Here is a 16,982-nt window from a genome sequence, read left to right as displayed (position 1 = left end):
GCGGATTCGTCGCTCGGGATGCCGTTGAGCCTGCTCCGTGGTGAAGTGAGGGTGGCCTTCGCGGGCCGAACCCCGACGGAGGAGCACCAGGATCCGCGTCAGTCGCTGATGCGGCAACTAGACCACGCCACGCCACGTCGGCGTCGCCGGAGTCCTTGGGTGATCGCNGCGCATTGCCGCGATGTCGAGTCCGATCGTGGGGAACCGGCTGTCCGGGGCCGCGGTGCGGACGTCGCCCGGTTCGACGTGGTGATCTACAAGTCGATGTCCCGTATCGCCCGGCGGATGTACGGGAACCTCTCCGTCGAGCGGGCGCTGGAACGGGCTGGGGTGCCGCTGTTGGCCTGGAACTGACGGGCCCCGGGCGGCGGCGGCGCTGCAACATCACAGGAAGCATCCACGCAGCTACTTCAGCGCGAGGACCATGTACGTACCCGGGGGAGGTTCGTTCGACATCCTCATGGTCCGGTAAGCGATCGGAACTGGTTGTGACCGCTCGGGTGGCGATCCAGATGGGTCGCGGTCGCCGTGGGGATTTCGACGGTGATCCTGCCGGTGGTGCCGGTGGTGCCGGTGGTGAAGGCGGGAAGCTCTGATGGCCGGCGGGGGAGGGCCGGCGGAGGCGCGGGCGGTGACTGTCCGGCTGGTCACGGCGATCATGGTCGTGGTCGTCGGCTTGAGTTTCCTTTTTGCGTTCGGCAATGTGTGGCTGCTCGCGCTACGGCTCGGCGTGTCCGAGTCGATGATCGCGGGGGAGTCGGCGGGGCCGCCTTTGACAGTGTGCGGTGCTGGCTGCTGATCGGCTGGGCCCACGTCGGCCCCGGCCTGCTTCAGGCCATGCACGAGGCCGGCCAGGCAGGCTCCACGTCATCGGTCGAGCAGTCGATCTCGGCGGGTGGCACGGGTCAGTTGAAGGCGGCCGATGACATCTGCACGACCGTCCACGTCCCGGTCTCGCATGCTGAGCCAGAGTCGGCTGGTGTGNCCGTCGCGCCCGCCGAAGTCCCGGCGGAACAGCGAGCCGGCGACGAGGGCGCGCCGTCGTTGACCGTGTCTCCGCAGCGCAGGTTCGATCAGGGCACCGTCGAGGTGGTGGTGCCGACGACTGATCCGCCCGAGAGCGACCCGCTTGCCGCCGATCCACCCGCGGTCGGTTCGTCGGATCCCGATGGACCTGATCTGGAACAGTCACGCACCCGCCCTGGTCGTCCACGGAGACCAGGACCCGATCATGNCGCCACGATTGCTGGCCGAGCTCCGCAGGCGGATCGAGGACTGGTAGGTCGACTGGCAGGTCGAGCTCTACCCTGGCGTCACCCACGCGTTCTGGTCGCATGATGTGGACGAGGAGGGAAACGACTGGTTCGACGAGACGATCCGCGACCAGTCCTGGGACCACGCGCTCGACTGTCTGACCAGCTGGCTGTGACACCCGCGTCCGAGAAGAGCCCGAGGAAAAGGGGAGCCCGCATGCCCGAAGCACTGCTTGACGGAATCCGGGTCGTCGACCTGTCGACCGGTGTCGCCGGNCCGACGGTGACGATGCTGATGGCCGAGGCGGGCGCGGAGGTCGTCCTGGTCGAGCCGCCCGGCGGNCACCCCGACCGGGCCCTGCCCGGCTTCCGTACCTGGGCCCGTTCCAAGCAGTCGCTGGTGCTGGACGTCGACTCCCCCGAGGGGCGATTACGGCTCGACGAGCTGCTGCGCGGCGCCGACGTGCTCGTCCACTCATACGGTCCCACGACGGCGGCCCGGCTCGGCCTCGACGACGCCACCGTCGGGAGCCGCTACCCCGCGCTGGTCGTCTCGTCGGTGCTCGCGTGGCCGGCCAACCACGTCGACGCGGACCGTCCGGTTGACGACCTGCTGGCGCTGGCGCGACTGGGCATCCTCGACGAGCAGCAGGGGCACCGGCCGGGGCCGGTCCACGTCCGGTTCCCGCTCGGCAGCTGGGGGGCCATGTGGCTGTGCGCGACCGGGATCGCGGCCCGGCTGGTGGCACGGGGGCGGACCGGCCGGGGCGGGCCGGTGCATACCAGCCTCGTCCAGGGCGCGCTCNCTCCGATGATGATGCACTGGCACCGGGCTGAGGCGCCGTCGGCCCTGCTCGCGGCGGGCATGCCCAAGGACGGGGCGGTGACACCACTGTTCGAGTGCGCCGACGGCGAATGGATCCACGTCATGCCGCCGTGCCCCGACGACCTGCCGTTGACGAAGCGGGTGTTCGACGAGATGGGTGCCGACGCGGTCGCCGAGGCCAACCGGCGCCACGCCGGGGGGATCATGGCCAGAGCGTTCCCGAACTGGGGAGCCAACGTCGAGGCGTTCCGCCGCCGGCCCGCGGCCGAGTGGCTGGCCGAGCTGTGGTCCAACGACCGGCCGGCGCAGCCCGTGCTGCCGCTCGGCGCGGTCCTCGACGACGAGCAGGCGAAGGTCAACCGGTACGTCACCCAGCTCGACGACCCCGAGGCCGGCCGCATCACCGTGCCCGGCCATCCGGTCACGCTGGACCCGCCTGCCACCGTCCGCAGTCCGGCCCCCCGGCTCGGTGAGCACCAGGACGTGGCCGCCAGGCACTGGACGCCCCGCAGCACGGCCACCGACCGCGACCGCGGCCGCGGCGCCGCAGACTCCGCCGCAGGTGGGCCGGTCGAGTCGCTGCGTTTCCCGCTCCAGGGTTTACGGGTGCTGGACTTCGGCGCGTTCCTGGCCGGGCCGTTCGCGCCGATGCTGTTCGCCGACCTGGGCGCCGACGTCGTGAAGGTCGAACCGGCGGCCGGCGAACCCGGCCGCTGGGGCGACTGGNCGTTTGTCGGCTGCCAGCGCGGCAAGCGCGCCGTGGCCCTCGACCTCAAGTCCGAGGCCGCCCGGCCGGCCGTCGAAGCCCTGCTGCGCTGGGCCGACGTCGTGCACCACAACCTGCGCGTCCCGGCCGCCCGCCGGCTCGGCCTGGACGAGCAGGCCGTCCGTGCGGTGAATCCGGACGTGGTGTTCTGTCACACGAGCTCGTACGGTCCGGACGGCGCACGCGCCAATTGGCCCGGCTACGACCAGTTGTTCCAGTCGTCGCTGGGATGGGAGCAGATGGGCGGCGGCGAGGGCAACCCGCCGATGTGGCACCGCTTCGGGTTCATGGACCACCAGTGCGCATTGTCGTCCGCGGCCGCGACGCTGTGGGCGGTCCTGGCCCGGGACCGGACCGGTCGGGCGAGTTCGGTCGCCGCGTCCCTGCTGGGTGCCGGGGTGCTCACCACGAGCGAGACCTACCTGCAACCAGACGGCGCCCTCGCCCCGGTGCCGATGCTCGACCAGGCGCAGCTGACCACGACACCGGGCCGGCGCCTGCTGGCCTGCGCGCAGGGGTGGGTCGCGATGGCCGCGACCGCTGACAGCGACGTCGCGGCGGCCTGCCGGGCGCTCGGTTGCGGGAGTGCGGCGCAGCTCGCGGCGGCGGCCGCCGTCCGCCCGGCCGGTGAGGTGCTCGATCTGCTCGCCGGGGCGGGTGTGGCGGCCGAGGAGGTCCGGCTCGACCAGCGCGACGCGTTCTTCGACTCGGCCGACAACGACGCCGCGGGACTGATCGCCCGCTACCGCCACCACGACTGGGGCGGCTTCGAGCAGCCGGGCGCACTGTGGGACCTGGGCGACCTGACGACCCAGCTGCATCTGCCCCCGCCGGTACTCGGCGAGCACACGATCGAGGTGCTCACCGAAGTCGGGATCGCCCGCGAAACGATCGACGAGCTGATCGCCGCCGGCGCCGCCACGGCCGTGCCACCGCCCGGCTTGCGTGCTTGAGCTCTCGCTGATCAGAACAGCGGCCCCTGTCCGGCCTGCGACCGCATGCCCTTTACGGTCGGATGTCGACGAGAGCCGGGCGTCGTTTCTCAGCCGGGCGTCGAAAGGGTGTAACGCAGCAGCGCGCCGACCCGTTCGGTCGGTGATTCCGGCACGTCGGCCGGGACGCTGTGGACGGCGGCTCCGGTGCCCAACGCGGCCCGGATGAGCGCATCCACCCGCCCAGCCCGGATCGGGTGGGCGACCGCCGGCAGGTCCGCGGGATCCAGCGCGACCTCGCTGAGGTCCGGCCCGATCCAGGCCGGCGCGCCGGCGGGGATCCCTTCGGCCAGCAGCAGGTCGCTCACCTGGGCCAGACGCAGGGCAGCGACCGTGGCCCGCGGCCCGTCAGCGGCATCCAACGCGATCCGGTCCCCGGATCGCGGTCCACCGCTCCTGTCCGTAACACCCGACCCTTCCTGGTGGCCGACGCCCGCCGCGGACACAGATCCGAGGGATCTCGGAACCGTCCCACTCGCCGCCCCGACCAGTGAGGTCGCGCGGCGGCGATACTGCTCGAACTCGGCCANCAGGCTCGCCGTCCGCCGGGTCCGCTGCTCGGCGAGCACGTCCATGACGCGACCGGCCAGATGGTCGTCGGACCCGTCCCGGGCGCGGCTACCCTCGACGACCACGACCCTGGTCGCGACCTCGACCGGCAGCTTCTCGCGGACCAGCGAGAGCTCCTTCGGCTCGCCGGCCAGGATCACCACCTCGGCGGCGATGTCGTGCGCGGCCCGGACGATGCGATCGGCGTCGTCCTTCGCACCGTGCTTCCAATGCTCCTCGACGCGGCTCTCATAGCGTCGCTGGGCCCAGNCTCCGGTGTGTGNCTTGTGCCATGGCGGCCTGGTCGTGTCCTGGGAGACGCCGCCGGCCGGCAGGGGACCGTCGGTGTAGGCGAGCACATCGACCCNGCGCCGATCGACCAGGGCGATCACGTGTGGGATCCGACCGTCGGCCCAGTCGAGCAGCGGCAGCAGGTGTGGNAGCGGTCCGACCGCGACGACGTCGACATCCGACCGCCCAGGAAGCCATCGCGCAAACGGGACGTGGGCGGATCCACCCTCGCCGACGGCCACGACCACGCGCGTCCCACTCTCACGGTAATGGGAGTCGCCCCGCTCGGCGAGCAGCGCGTCGCGGGTGGCGGGACCGACTCCCTGGCCTTCGAGATCGGCGAGGATGTCGGTCCACCGCAGGTCGTAGAGCCGGGCGGCGTTCTCACGGGCATGATCTGTACTGGCGTACACGGTCACGACCGGACCATCGAAGTCATACAGGCTGCGCAGCTCGCTCGTGTCCATGAGGCGCTCCTCAGCAGGTGACAGCAGCGGTGAACCGATTCGACGCCGCAGGCAAGCCCCTCGACGAGGACACCCGCGTGGGCGGCCCATCGGACACCTACCTGAAGTGGTGCGCCTTGGGCGCGGGCCCAAACCTGCCCGCCACGCTGACCGGTCGGCTAGGCCGTCCGGCTGGCCTCGCGGTCGCCCCAGCCGGCCCCGCGGATCGCGCGGGCCACCCCTGGCCCGCCGCCCTGGGAGCCGCCGACAAGCTAGTACCCCATTGGGGAGGTTGGCCCTACCGTGGACCTGTCGTGAGGACACGCCGGGGGTTTCGCTGGCGGGCCGGCGGGGNGGTTGAGGCTGGCCGGTGGCGAACGGGTGCAGGTGCGGGCGATCGACGACGAGGAGGGCCCGCGCCTGTCAAGCGTCGTGCGCCGCGGCAGCCGGTCGGTGGTGCCGTGGCGGCGGGCGCAGATGATCCTGCTGGCCGCGCAGTGGATGCCCGTCCCGAAGATCGCACAGGTGACCTTCACGTCCGAGGACCTGGTGGCGTGGTGCCGGGTGTCGGCGCCAAGGCGTGGTTCGGCGACACGAATCGAGCGACTTGCCGAAATTCGCCGACCACGTTGCCTCTGGATCACGGAGGACCGATGCCGCGGACCCCGGTCCGCGGCGCCCGGACGGTCGTCTCTACGGGCGGAACGTCAGGCAGCCGCGATCCCTGCCAGTGGTGCCGGTGTCGACGACCAGCATCAGCGCGGCGGCCCCAGCGAAGCTAACCACAGCGGTCACTGTCGGCCGCCGGGTGCCGTCGGATCAAGCCGGCCCCGGGCGCTTGGTGCGTCGAGGGGGGATCGGGCGCGAAGCCACAGGGCCGAATGGCGGTTCATCCGATCGAGTATCTGAGCCGGCGCCTTGAGTTCAACGGAGAGTGGAGGCCACCTTCGCGAAGAGGGGGGCGCAAGTCTGCGTTCAGCCGAAGCGAATTGTGATCATGAGACTACATCGCGTGTACCCCGGGTGAGGTTCGTTCGACATCCTCATGGTCCGGTAAGCGATCTGAACTGATTGTGACTGCTCGGGCGGAGATCCAGATGGGTCGCCGTCGCCGTGGGGATCTCGACGGTGATCCTGCCGGTGTCGGTAGTGCAGGCGGGAAGGTCAGATGACCGGCGGCGGAGGGCCGTCGGCGGAGGCGCGGGCGCTGACCGTCCGCCTGGTTACGGCGATCATGGTGGTGGTCGTCGCCTCGAGTTTCCTGTTCGCGTTCGGCGACGTGTGGCTGCTCGCGCTACGGCTTGGCGTCCCTGCCTGTGTGGCGCCGTTGGTCGCTCCGGNGGTCGACCTGTCCGTGGCCGGGCTGCTTCTGGGTATCCGGTTCCTGGCCATGCGCGGTGCCGATCCTGGGCAGTTGCGGCCGGCCCGGAGGTTGCTGGTGTTCGCGAGCGTGGTGACCTTGGCGTTGGACGTGTCCAATCCGATGATCGCGGGGGAGTTGGCAAGGCCGCCTTTGACGGTGTGCGGTGCTGGCTGCTGATCGGCTGGGCCCACGTCGGCCCCGGTCTCCTTCAGGCCAGACCGTTACCGGAGACCGCCCCGCGGTCNTGAAGCGGCTCGCCACGTCGAGCTCCCTGGAGGTCCTGCGGCTGGACGAAAATGGATCAACCGATACTGCGTAACGGCCGGTCCACCTGTCCCGCATGCGACGGTTCTGTAACCGTTCGTGGCAGCTTGGTTAGGCTTGCTCGCTTGTGACACGGACTTCAGGAGCGGGGCGGCGGGTCCGCTCCCACCGGAGATGATCATTGACCGGAGGCGGGTACAGAAGGCGTTGCCGGGCTACGCCCTCGGCGCCGAGCTGGGCTCGGGGGCGTTCGGCCTGGTCCTGGCTGGGAAGCATCGACGGCTGGGTCGTCCGGTCGCGATCAAGGTGATGCAGGCCGAAGGGCCTGAGGGGAGGTCGTTGGACTTCGCCGCCGAGGCCCGGGTGCTCGCCGGCTTCGACCATCCCCATGTGGTCAAGGCGTACGACTATGTCGAAGCAGAGGGCCTGTGTCTGGTCGTGATGGAACTGCTCGCCGGTGGCACTCTCAGCCGCAGACGTGCGGGTATGACGCCGCAGGCTGGCTGCGCGGTGGGACTGGCCGTCGCCGCCGCACTCGAGCATGCTCACAGCTTTGGAGTGCTGCATCGCGACATCAAGGGCGACAACATCCTGTTCACCGCCGATGGCATCGCGAAGGTCGCCGACTTCGGCATCGCGAAATTGCTCGAAGGCTCCGGGGCCACGGCCAGNAGCCGATCCGGCACTCCTATGTACATGGCACCCGAGCAGATCGACGGCGGCCGGCTCGGCCCCGCTACCGATCTCTATGCGCTTGGAGTCGTCATGTACCAGCTGCTTACCGGCGCCCCGCCTTTCGATCCAAGGCAATCCGTGAGCCGGCTGTGGCGCCAGCACCTTACTGACCCGCCTCCTCCGATGATCGATGTTCCTGCTCCGCTCGCCGCCGTGGTCCTGCGAGCCTTGGNGAAGAAGTCAGCCGACCGCCAGCCCGACGCTCGTACCTTCGCGCTGGAACTGGCCGCCGCGGCCGCCACCGTCTACGGACCCGGCTGGGCCGGGATCCCGTTGCGTCTTGACGCGGACATCCGCTCTACCGCGAACCTCATGCCCGCACCGATCAGGCCGCCATCTGGCATGGCGTCTCGCCATCGCAGCAGTCCGGCCGTTGGCCGGACTCGCTTCCGCCCCCGATGGGTTGTGGCGGTTGCCCTTGCAGCACTGGCGGCGACCAGCACGCTTGTCGCCCTGCGATCGAACAACGGGTCCAGCCCTACCAGTAGTGGAACGTTCAACACACCCACACCCACACCCGCACCCGGACCTGCGGCGGTTGCGGTGGGCCCGCTGAGCAGGCCGGCAGGAGTGGCTGTTGGTGGTGATGGAAGTGTGTACATCGCCGACATCGAGGAACATCGGGTCTGGAAGGTCGACCGGGCCGGGCGCATGAGCACCCTCGCTGGTACCGGCACCGCCGGGTTCTCCGGCGACGGCGGCCCAGCGAATCGAGCTCAGGTGAACTGGGTGGCGGCACTTGCGGTCGGTGCTGACAGCAGCGTCTACATGGTCGACAGCAACCTGGACCTCGATGAGAGCCGGATTCGTAAAATCGACGGGGCAGGACGAATCAGCACTATCGCTGGCAACGGCAGGGCGGTTGACCTCGGCGAGTCCGGGTCCTCCGGCGACGGCGGCCCAGCCCTCGACTCTCCACTGTCTGGAGTGGGTGCGCTGGCGGTCGGTGCTGACGGTGTTGTCTATCTAGCCGACGAAGCTAGCAACCGGATCCGACGGGTCGACCGGGNCGGGCTGATCAGCACCTTCGCCGGTGCCGGCACCAGCCCCTCGCCCAGTCGGTTCTTCGGTGACGGCGGTCCAGCCACCCGTGCCCAGCTGGACTGTGGGAACGCCTGCGGGGTGGCAGTCGGCGCGGATGGCAGCGTTTACATCGCCGACGAGGGCAACAACCGAATCCGGAAGGTCGACCAGGCGGGACGGATCAGCACTATCGCAGGTAACGGGAGCCTCGGATTCGCTGGCGATGGCGGCCTCGCCATCCAAGCCCAGATGATGTATCCGCTTCAGGTGGCGGTCGGTCCGGATAGCAGTGTCTACATTCTTGACGACGCCAATGATGTCCGGAAGGTCGACCCTTCCGGGCGGATTACCCTTTTCGCGGGCAATGGTACTGGCGGGTTCTCCGGCGACGGCGGTCCAGCCACCCGCGCTCAAATGAATCGACCCTCCGCAATAGCGGTCGGCAGTGACGGTAGCGTCTATATAGCGGACGAGGGAAACAAGCGAATTCGGAAAATCGACCCCGCGGGCCGGATCAACACAATTGCCCGCTGATTACACGATGCACGAACCGATTGGTGCGGTTCCTACTGCGACCTTGGGGAGCTTTTTGCGCACGTGGTCTGGACGTCGGCGACGCTGCTCACTCAAGGGCGCGGTGGCTCACCCTGCTGCTNGACGACGCTGCCCGGCCGTGTAGGCACTCGCCGGGGCAGGTGGTTCAAAGAGGAGACGTCGGTGAAAGTCGTCGGCCGGGGTCTGCCTGTATCGGCCGACCGGCTTGACGTGACGACCCGTCGGGCGCTCCGGTCTATCCGCGGGTCCTCGACAGACAGCTTCCCGCCCACCATGTCGACGCGCCCCCGGGCTAGCAGTCGGATCGAGTCTGAGCGCAGCCGTCTGAACCCGCACAACCGAACGAAGATCTTATATTCGAGAGCTGGTAGAGCTGAACCTTAAGCTCGGCCGAGGGTTACGGGTCAACTCCCTGCGGTGGGCGGCGTGGGCGATCATCTCCGATTCGGATGCTGGTGTGACTCGGTGGCTACACTCTGTGTACCCCGGGTGAGGTTCGTTCGACATCCTCATGGTCCGGTAAGCGATCTGAACCGATTGTGACTGCTCGGGCGGAGATCCAGATGGGTCGCCGTCGCCGTGAGGATCTCGGCGGTGATCCTGCTGGTGTCGGTGGTGCAGGCGGGAAGCTCTGACGGCCGGCGGGGGAGGGCCGGCGGAGGCGCGGGCGGTGACCGTCCGGCTGGTCACGGCGATCATGGTTGTGGTTGTCGCTTTGAGTTTCCTGTTCGCGTTCGGCAATGTGTGGCTGCTCGCGCTACGGCTCGGCGTGCCCGTCTATGTGGCGCCGTTGGTTGCTCCGGCGGTCGATCTGTCCGTGGCCGGGCTGCTTCTGGGTATCCGGTTCCTGGCCGCGCACGATGCCGATCCTGGGCAACTGCGGCCGGCAGGGAGGTTGCTGGTGTTCGCGAGCGTGGTGACGTTGGCGTTGAACGTGTCCGAGCCGATGATCGCGGGGGAGTACGGCAAGGCCGCTTTCGACAGTGTGNGGTGCTNGCTGCTGATCGGCTGGGCCCATGTCGGCCCCGGTCTGCTTCAGGCCATGCACGAGGCCGGCCAGGCAGGCTCCACGCCATCGGTCAAGCAGTCGATCTCGGCGGGNGGCGCGGGTCAGACGAACGAGTCCGATGGCGTCCGCGCGAACGTCCACGTCCCGGTTTCGCGGTCTGAGCCGGAAGTGGCTGGTGGGCGGGTGGCACCCGTTCAGGTCCTGGCGGAGCAGCAGGACGGCGTTCATGGCGCCGGTGTGGCGTCGTCGGCTGTGCCAGCGCAGCGTCAGTCCGGCCGACGCGCAGCGGCCGTGGTGGACGGTGCGCTTCTTGACCGGGCGCGCCGCGAGGATGNCTGTTACTGGGAGGAGCATCGCCGGCCGATCTCGGCGGACGAGCTACGGAAGCGGCTGCGGGTCGGGTCGAAGAGGGCCCGAAGTCTGGTCGTGCAGCTCCGCGCCGAGGCCCACCGGATACTGGAAGAGCAAGCTCCGACGGCTGATCCGCCCGAAGGCGATCCGCCTGTAGCCGATCCACCCGCGGTCGGTTCGTCGGATAGCGATCCGGACGGTGTCGACGTGGTCGGCCTCGGTCCGATGCAGCCGGCCGGATCGGATGTGCTCGCCGCAGTCGGATGATGGCCCTGAGGTCGGAAGACATGGGGATGNGCCTCAGGCGCTGTCGGCCAGCAGCGTCACCTTCTTCACCTTCGGCCGGCTCCAGCTGACAGGCTGCGACTACGTCCATGTCCCCCGCCACCGCGCGGCCTCAGCGATCACGCTGCCCTGTGCCTCACGGCGCAGGTCACGCCCGCTCCAGCCCCGCCACCCACGCCGAGACGTGAGCCGCTGACAAGTGAGGATCTCGGTTCGAGCCCAGAAAGCAGCGACACGCCGAGATAGCTGAGGGGACTCCAACCCCTGGCTCGCCTGACACCACCGCACCGACCATCACCAAGCCAGACCTACGCCGGCCGGACGGGGGGATCGGGGGGTCGCCCCCCCCCCGAAAACATCGCGGCCCACCGGGAAGCTGGACAAGGTCCAGCGACCACGGCGGGCCAGCTTGTGGACCTAACGCACCACAATAAGAACCGATTACTGGTCAGGTATCTCATTCGTTTAGCGTTGTCGCAGGTCGGTCGTGTGGGCGGCATCCGCTGTGGCGGGCGGGATGTTCGCGGTGAGTGACCGCCCTGTAGGTTGATCGCGTGTCATCCGCCGATCAGCCTGCGCCGTCGTATGACGAGCTCGTGGCGTTGATCGGCATGCTGCGTCAGGAAGTGGCCGAGGCACGCCGNCAGGCGGCGGACGCGGTGGAGGCCCTCGCGCAGGCGACGGCGGAGATCTCGGAGCTGAAGGCGCGGCTCGGGAAGAACTCGAGGAACTCTTCGAAGCCTCCGAGCAGCGAGGGGCTGGCCAAGCCGGCGCCGAAGTCGCGCCGGGAGAAGAGCGCCCGGTCGCCGGGTGGCCAGCCCGGTCATCCTGGCTCGACGCTCGCGCTGGTCGCGGATCCGGATCGGACGGTGCTGCACGAGCCGGAGTGCTGCCGGCGGTGCGGGGACGCGTTGCTGCTCGCGCCGGTGACCGGTCTCGAGCGCCGCCAGGTCGTCGACGTGGTGCTCCCGGCGGGCCGGACGGTCACCGAACACCGCCCTGCTCGAGCGGGAGTGCGCCGGCTGCGGTGCCCGGACGAGGGCGGCGGCGCCGCACGGGGTGGACGCGCCGGTCCAGTACGGCGAACAGGTCCGCGCCCTGGCCCTCTATCTGTACGGCGGACAGTTCCTCTCGAAGGACCGCACCGCGCAGGCGATGTCCGAGCTGTTCGGGATCCGGCTGTCGGCCGGCACGATCGTCGCGATCCAGGCGCGGGCGATCGCCACGCTCGAAAAGGCGTTCCTGCNGCTGCTGCGTGACCTGCTCACCCGCGCCGACGTGCTCGGCGCCGACGAGACCGGCCTGCGGGTCGAGGGGAAGCTGNGCTGGGTGCACTGCGCCCGTACGGACAGGCTGACCCTGGTCACGATCCACCCGCGCCGCGGCCGGCTGGGTATCACCGCCGCCGACGTCCTGCCCGCGTTCACCGGCACGCCCGTGCACGACTGCTGGGCGGCCTACGACGTCTTCCTCAGCGCCGACCACCAGCTCTGCTGCGCACACGTGGTCCGTGAACTGGTCGCGGTCNCCGAGCGGGAGGACCCCGCGGCCTGGTGCTGGGCGACCCAGGCCATCGAGGCCCTCGTCGACCTGCAGCGACTCGCCGCCGACGCCCGCGCCGCCGGCCTTGGTGCCATCCACCTCGCGACCAGCGCCGATGGCCGTCACCGGCTGCGCAGCGCCGTGCAGGCCGGGATCAGCCAGACCGCGGCCCGCGCCACGAAGGCGATGCGCACCGAGAACAACCTCGCCGACCGCCTCGCCTCCCGCGAGGCCGACTACCTGCGGTTCCTCACTGACCTGGCCGTACCGGCCGATAACAACGGGTCGGAGCGTGACATTCGGATGGTCAAGCTGAGGCAGAAGATCTCCGGCTGCCTGCGCTCGCTCGCCGGGGCCCGGCACTTCTGCGCGCTGCGCAGCTACCTGTCGACAGCCCGCAAGAACGACCTCGGCATGCTCGACGCCCTCGCCCGCCTCACCGCGGGCCGTCCCTGGCTGCCCGAAACCAGCCCGACCCTCACTGCTACCGCGTAACTAACCGTCACTGTCGATCAAAAGACACCTGACCAGTTACAACCACTGTATACAACGATCATTTAGTTGATTCTACAACAAGAGCACAGGAAGCGAATACTGAGAGCTTCCCGAACTTTCTCGGGTCATACGGATCGACGCCGTAGACCAGGAAGGACTTGATTCTCCGCGGAGGACCTGCCGCCGCCGTCGAATAAAATTGTATACACAGCGTGATAAGCCGCGTGTGCGAGTCGGGGTGAACGATCGCCCCGACTCCGGTTATTTTGGTCACTCTCCGTTGCTCGGGGTCCCATGGTCGCGGCGTCCCGTCGGCTGCGGTTGACACCTTTTCGCGCGGTGATATATCCTCAAGGTGGTACATATCGGAGCCGGCCGTTGCACCAATCTGTGCGGCTTGATGTGGCACGAATGACTGCGTCCGCTAAAAGTGGCTGCATGCCNCAGACAATCCGTTTCCGTTCTGACCGCGATGATGCAATGAAACTTCGGGAATCTTCGAAGCAAGGGTGCCGATGTGACCCCGAAAAGCACTCCAAACGAAGAACGTGGCAATGAGGCCAGCCGACGACCCATCCTTCTCGACGTGACTCTCCGAGATGGTGGATACGTAAACGGTCATCGATGGTCAGTTGACGAAGCGTCGTCCGTCGTGCGCGCTGTCGAAGAAGCCAGGATTCCGTTCGTGGAGGTCGGATATCTCCGAACCCCGACGGGCAACGCGTTATGTCCCGCCGCCCGATGCGAGNCGGACTACTTGCGGACGCTCGCCGCGGAGGTACACCGAACGCGGCTCGCCGTCATGGTACGGCCCGGCGAGGTCGATCCCGCCGCGCTGGCGCCCCTCGGCGATCTCGGGGTCGGTCTGGTCCGGGTGCTGGCGCCGGGCCTCGACCTCGTGCCCGCGCTGCCGTACCTCGCGGCGGCCCGCGACGCCGGGCTGCTCACCGCGGTGAACCTCACCCACACCAGCAGAGCGGATCCCGCCCGGCTTGCGCTCGCCGTGAGNCGGGCGGCCCAGGCTGGGGCGGGGCTGGTGTACCTCGCTGACTCGAATGGAAGCCTCTACCCGGAGGACGTGACCCGGAGAGTCTCCGCCGCGGTGCACGCCGCTACGGAGCAGGGTCCCGGTCCGGTGATCGGCTTTCACGCGCACGACAACCTGGGTCTCGCCTTCGCGAACTCGTGCGCGGCGCTGGACGCCGGGNCGACCGCCCTGGATGCCTCAATCGGAGGTATCGGCAAGGGCGGCGGCAACCTCAGACTCGAGCTGATCGCCGCACATCTCACGCTCCACCTTGGGGCGGACTTCTCGCTCGACCCACTGGTGAAAGACCAGAGCACCGTCTCGACCCGAATTCGGATGCTCGCGGAGTTCAGTGCGGAGAATGTGCTCTCCGGCCTGCTCGACGTCAGCCTTGACCAGTCCCGCCTGCTTCGGGAGCAGACGGCCCGGCATGGCTATGACGCTCTGCTGCGTGNCCAGTCCGTCCTGGAGACATCGCAGGTGGCAGGCCAGGTCTAGGCCNCAGACCGCCCGGCGAACGATCGCAGGAGCCGGCAACAAGATCCAAGGAGGATCCCNATGTCCGACATCGTCACCACCCTGGACCGAATGATCGTCGAGCGCAAGAAGATGACGAGTCCCCTCTACCAGCTTATCCTCAGTGGTAAGGCGACCCGGCGGCTTCTGCGTGAATTCGTGGTGCACCGCTGGCCCATCAAGAGTATGTGGACCCGGAATGTTCTCGGTGTCGCGTCGGATGTCGACGACTATCAGATCCGCCGGCATCTGGTCGAGAACGTGTACGAGGAGGAGACCGGCGCGCTTTCCGGCTCCGGCCGCCATCTGGAANCCTTTGCCGCCTTCGGTCGGACTGTCGGAGTAAGCGCCGAGGAACTTCAGGCCGCTCCGCTGGCGGCGGAGACCGCCGCTCTCGTCGCGCACAACATCCGCGTCTGTAACGNCCGCGAGGCACACTTCACCAGTGGTGCGGCCGCGGTCCTGCTTNTGATGGAGGGCCAGCCCCCCATCGTCAACCCCGACGGTTCGANCATGCTCGCGGTGATGNGGGACGTGTACGGCCTTCCNCCGGAGGGGTATGAGTTCTTCGTGCACCACGCCTCGACGGATGTCGGCCGGGACGCGGTGAGCGAGCTGGAGGAGGAGCACGCGGACGCGGTCCGCGACCTGCTCCATCGTTACTGCACCACGGACATCCTGCGGGCGCAGGCCGTCGACGCCCTCGCGACGTCCCTGGAGTTGCGGCACCGGCACTTCGACATGATTCTCGCCACCGGTTACGACCCCACCGAACCTGTCTTTCGTCATGGGGAGTGAGGCTGGGCCGGCGGGGGCGGGAGGCCCCGCCCCCGCCGGCCCGCTCGTTTACCACCGCGAGCAGCTCGTTCCGGCGCAGGCGGCAACGCTGCCGGTGGGAAGCATCGCGCTGCGCTACGGCATCTCGGTCTTCGAGGGTGTCCGTCTGTACCGCCAAGAGGCGCCCGGGCTGGGACTACGGCCGTGGCTTCTCGACCAGCACCTCGACCGGCTGCGGAACTCCTGTCGGCTGATGCTGCTCGACGACACCTGCTGCGACGATGTTCCGCGAATCATCGACGAACTGGTCGCGGTGAACGATACGCAGGTGGACAGTTACGCCCGCATCGCGGTGAGTGCGGTCGATGCCGGCGGCATCGGGGACGGCTCGGAGGCGGCGCTGACAGTCTCCGTCACGCCATCGGGCCGCAAGCGTTGGCTACGTGACGGCGAAGGCCTGAGGCTCACCGTCAGTTCGTGGCAGCGTCCCTCGTCGGCGGTCTTCCCCAGTGCGGCCAAGAACATCTCCGCCTATGCCGGACCGCGGCTCGCGCTCGCGCAGGCCGTCGCCGCCGGGTTCGACTCCTGCCTGCTGTGCACGGCGGAGGGGCTGGTCAGCGAAGCTCCGACCGCCACGGTGTTTCTGGCGGAGGGCACCCGGCTGGTGACCCCGAGACTTGGTGACGCCGTGCTGCCTGGTATCAGCCGGGCCTGGGTGCTGGCGACGGCACCCAGGCTCGGACTGAGCGTGGCCGAGGAGGCGGTCACTCCGGACCGAATTCGCCAAGCGGACGAGGTCTTCCTGTGCGGCACCGGGATCGAGTTCGGCCCGGTCCGTGAGGTCGAAGGGTACACACCCGCGCGGTGGCCGCAGCGGCCCGCCACGGCCCAGCTCGTCGCGGCCTACTTCGACCAGGTCCGGGGGACGGCGGCCTCGAACCTGGTCACCTGGTCGGTGAAGGACGGGCCGGATGGGCTGGTCACGGGGCCGGACGAACAGGCCGACCCCGTCGGGCAGCCCGGATACGGGCGATGCTGACGACGTCCATCGACTGGCCACGCGCGCTCGTGACGGCCAGCCAGCTGGCCGGCCGACCGGAGCGGTTGCGAGAGGTCACCGCCGCTGTGCTCGCGCAGGCGCCCTGCTTCCGCAACCGTGATTTCCCGTTCGCTCCGCTGCCCGTCCTGTTGGACAGCGCCTTCGCGGAGTCGCTGCGTGAGNCACTCGCCGACTACGTGGCCCTGCTCGGTGACGTGGTCCGCCACTTCCGAGAACATGCCGAGGTTCGGGCCTGGTTCGGGCTGCCAGCAAGCGCTGAACGGCTCATCGCCGCCGATCTCGGCCCATCCGACGCGCCGTGGGTGTGCCGACTGGACGGATATCTCGATCAGGACACGGAGCGACTCGTCCTGCTCGAAAACAATGCCGACGCACCGGCCGGCACCCTGTTCACCTCGCGGGTCAACGCCACGGTTCGGCAGGTCACCGAACTGCTTGCGATCGAGACCCCGGGCGCCGCGCCACCCGAGCTGTCCGACCTGACCTACCTGCCGACGCGGGGTGAGGACCGGTTCCTGGCGGCGCTGCGGGCCGNGGCGCTCGCCGCGGCGAGCCGGGTCACCGGCAAGTCGACGCGGCTCGACGGGGTGGCGGTGCTGCAACCCAGCGATGCCGCCAGCCGGGAGAGCCGCGAAATCGTGGCGGAGTTCCGGTCGCGCGGACTCGACGCGTACCTGGCCGATCCACGTGATCTGCGGGTGGACCGGGGGGAGGCCAGATTCGGTGACCGGGCCGCGGACCTGTGCTGGAACAAGGTCAATACGGTGCGCTGGAACGACATGGCGACCGACCCGGGGTTCGTGCGTACCTGGGAGCGGGCGCTACGCGACACGCCCCTGGTTCATGTCAACCCGTTC

Annotated in this window: 7 protein-coding genes and 13 pseudogenes; 16 read left to right on the top strand and 4 right to left on the bottom strand. The window is 69.0% G+C overall.

Annotated elements, in window-relative coordinates; genetic code table 11:
* Positions 1–168: 168 nt before the first annotated feature.
* The 7 genes and pseudogenes from UK94_RS20190 to UK94_RS59315 all read left to right on the top strand — a co-directional run.
* Positions 169–354, top strand: a 186-nt coding sequence (locus UK94_RS20190) for a hypothetical protein (RefSeq protein ID WP_235488844.1), incomplete at its 5' end; no start/stop codon positions are given.
* 277 nt (positions 355–631) lie between these two features.
* Positions 632–799, top strand: coding sequence for a hypothetical protein (locus UK94_RS76310; protein WP_011605794.1), 168 nt, complete (start codon positions 632–634; stop codon positions 797–799).
* A gap of 671 nt (positions 800–1,470) precedes the next feature.
* A pseudogene (locus tag UK94_RS74480) lies at positions 1,471–1,529 on the top strand (hypothetical protein); the annotation flags it as partial.
* 1 nt (position 1,530) lies between these two features.
* Positions 1,531–1,595 (top strand): annotated as a pseudogene (locus UK94_RS59330) (hypothetical protein); the annotation flags it as partial.
* 1 nt (position 1,596) lies between these two features.
* Positions 1,597–2,058, top strand: a pseudogene (locus UK94_RS59325) (CoA transferase); the annotation flags it as partial.
* Position 2,059: 1 nt separating this feature from the next.
* Positions 2,060–2,805 (top strand): annotated as a pseudogene (locus tag UK94_RS59320) (CoA transferase); the annotation flags it as partial.
* Position 2,806: 1 nt separating this feature from the next.
* Positions 2,807–3,798, top strand: a 992-nt coding sequence (locus UK94_RS59315; protein ID WP_235488842.1) for a CoA transferase, incomplete at its 5' end; no start/stop codon positions are given.
* An 89-nt stretch (positions 3,799–3,887) separates the two neighbouring features.
* On the opposite strand, the gene UK94_RS59310 is transcribed toward UK94_RS59315, so the two are convergent.
* The 4 genes and pseudogenes from UK94_RS59310 to UK94_RS74475 all read right to left on the bottom strand — a co-directional run.
* Complete coding sequence (locus UK94_RS59310; RefSeq protein WP_235488840.1) at positions 3,888–4,199, bottom strand: hypothetical protein; 312 nt, start codon at positions 4,197–4,199, stop codon at positions 3,888–3,890.
* A 168-nt stretch (positions 4,200–4,367) separates the two neighbouring features.
* A pseudogene (locus tag UK94_RS59305) lies at positions 4,368–4,656 on the bottom strand (hypothetical protein); the annotation flags it as partial.
* 14 nt (positions 4,657–4,670) lie between these two features.
* Positions 4,671–4,753: pseudogene (locus tag UK94_RS59295) on the bottom strand (hypothetical protein); the annotation flags it as partial.
* A 1-nt stretch (position 4,754) separates the two neighbouring features.
* Positions 4,755–4,817: hypothetical protein (locus UK94_RS74475; protein ID WP_268761525.1), on the bottom strand; the 63-nt coding region annotated here is incomplete at its 3' end.
* Positions 4,818–11,367: 6,550 nt separating this feature from the next.
* Here UK94_RS74475 and UK94_RS59285 point away from each other — a divergent pair.
* The 9 genes and pseudogenes from UK94_RS59285 to UK94_RS20145 form a co-directional block, all read left to right on the top strand.
* Positions 11,368–11,484: pseudogene (locus UK94_RS59285) on the top strand (DUF6444 domain-containing protein); the annotation flags it as partial.
* A 283-nt stretch (positions 11,485–11,767) separates the two neighbouring features.
* Positions 11,768–11,954: pseudogene (locus tag UK94_RS59280) on the top strand (transposase); the annotation flags it as partial.
* Position 11,955: 1 nt separating this feature from the next.
* Positions 11,956–12,031, top strand: a pseudogene (locus UK94_RS59275) (hypothetical protein); the annotation flags it as partial.
* Between the two features lies 1 nt (position 12,032).
* Positions 12,033–12,235 (top strand): annotated as a pseudogene (locus UK94_RS59270) (transposase); the annotation flags it as partial.
* 1 nt (position 12,236) lies between these two features.
* Positions 12,237–12,745 (top strand): transposase (locus tag UK94_RS59265; RefSeq protein WP_235488837.1); only part of this gene is annotated, 509 nt, incomplete at its 5' end.
* A gap of 1,585 nt (positions 12,746–14,330) precedes the next feature.
* Positions 14,331–14,600, top strand: a pseudogene (locus UK94_RS74470) (iron-containing redox enzyme family protein); the annotation flags it as partial.
* Between the two features lies 1 nt (position 14,601).
* Positions 14,602–14,712, top strand: a pseudogene (locus UK94_RS59255) (iron-containing redox enzyme family protein); the annotation flags it as partial.
* Between the two features lie 125 nt (positions 14,713–14,837).
* Positions 14,838–15,086, top strand: a pseudogene (locus tag UK94_RS59235) (iron-containing redox enzyme family protein); the annotation flags it as partial.
* The gene (locus UK94_RS20145) at positions 15,076–16,104 is read left to right on the top strand and encodes an aminotransferase class IV (RefSeq protein WP_011605777.1); all 1,029 of its coding nucleotides are present in this window, start codon (positions 15,076–15,078) and stop codon (positions 16,102–16,104) included. The pseudogene UK94_RS59235 and the gene UK94_RS20145, both read left to right, overlap by 11 nt.
* Positions 16,105–16,982: the final 878 nt, after the last annotated feature.

Source organism: Frankia sp. AvcI1 (genome assembly GCF_001420875.1).
GTDB lineage: Bacteria > Actinomycetota > Actinomycetes > Frankiales > Frankiaceae > Frankia > Frankia alni.
This window is presented reverse-complemented; position numbering and strand designations above follow the sequence as displayed.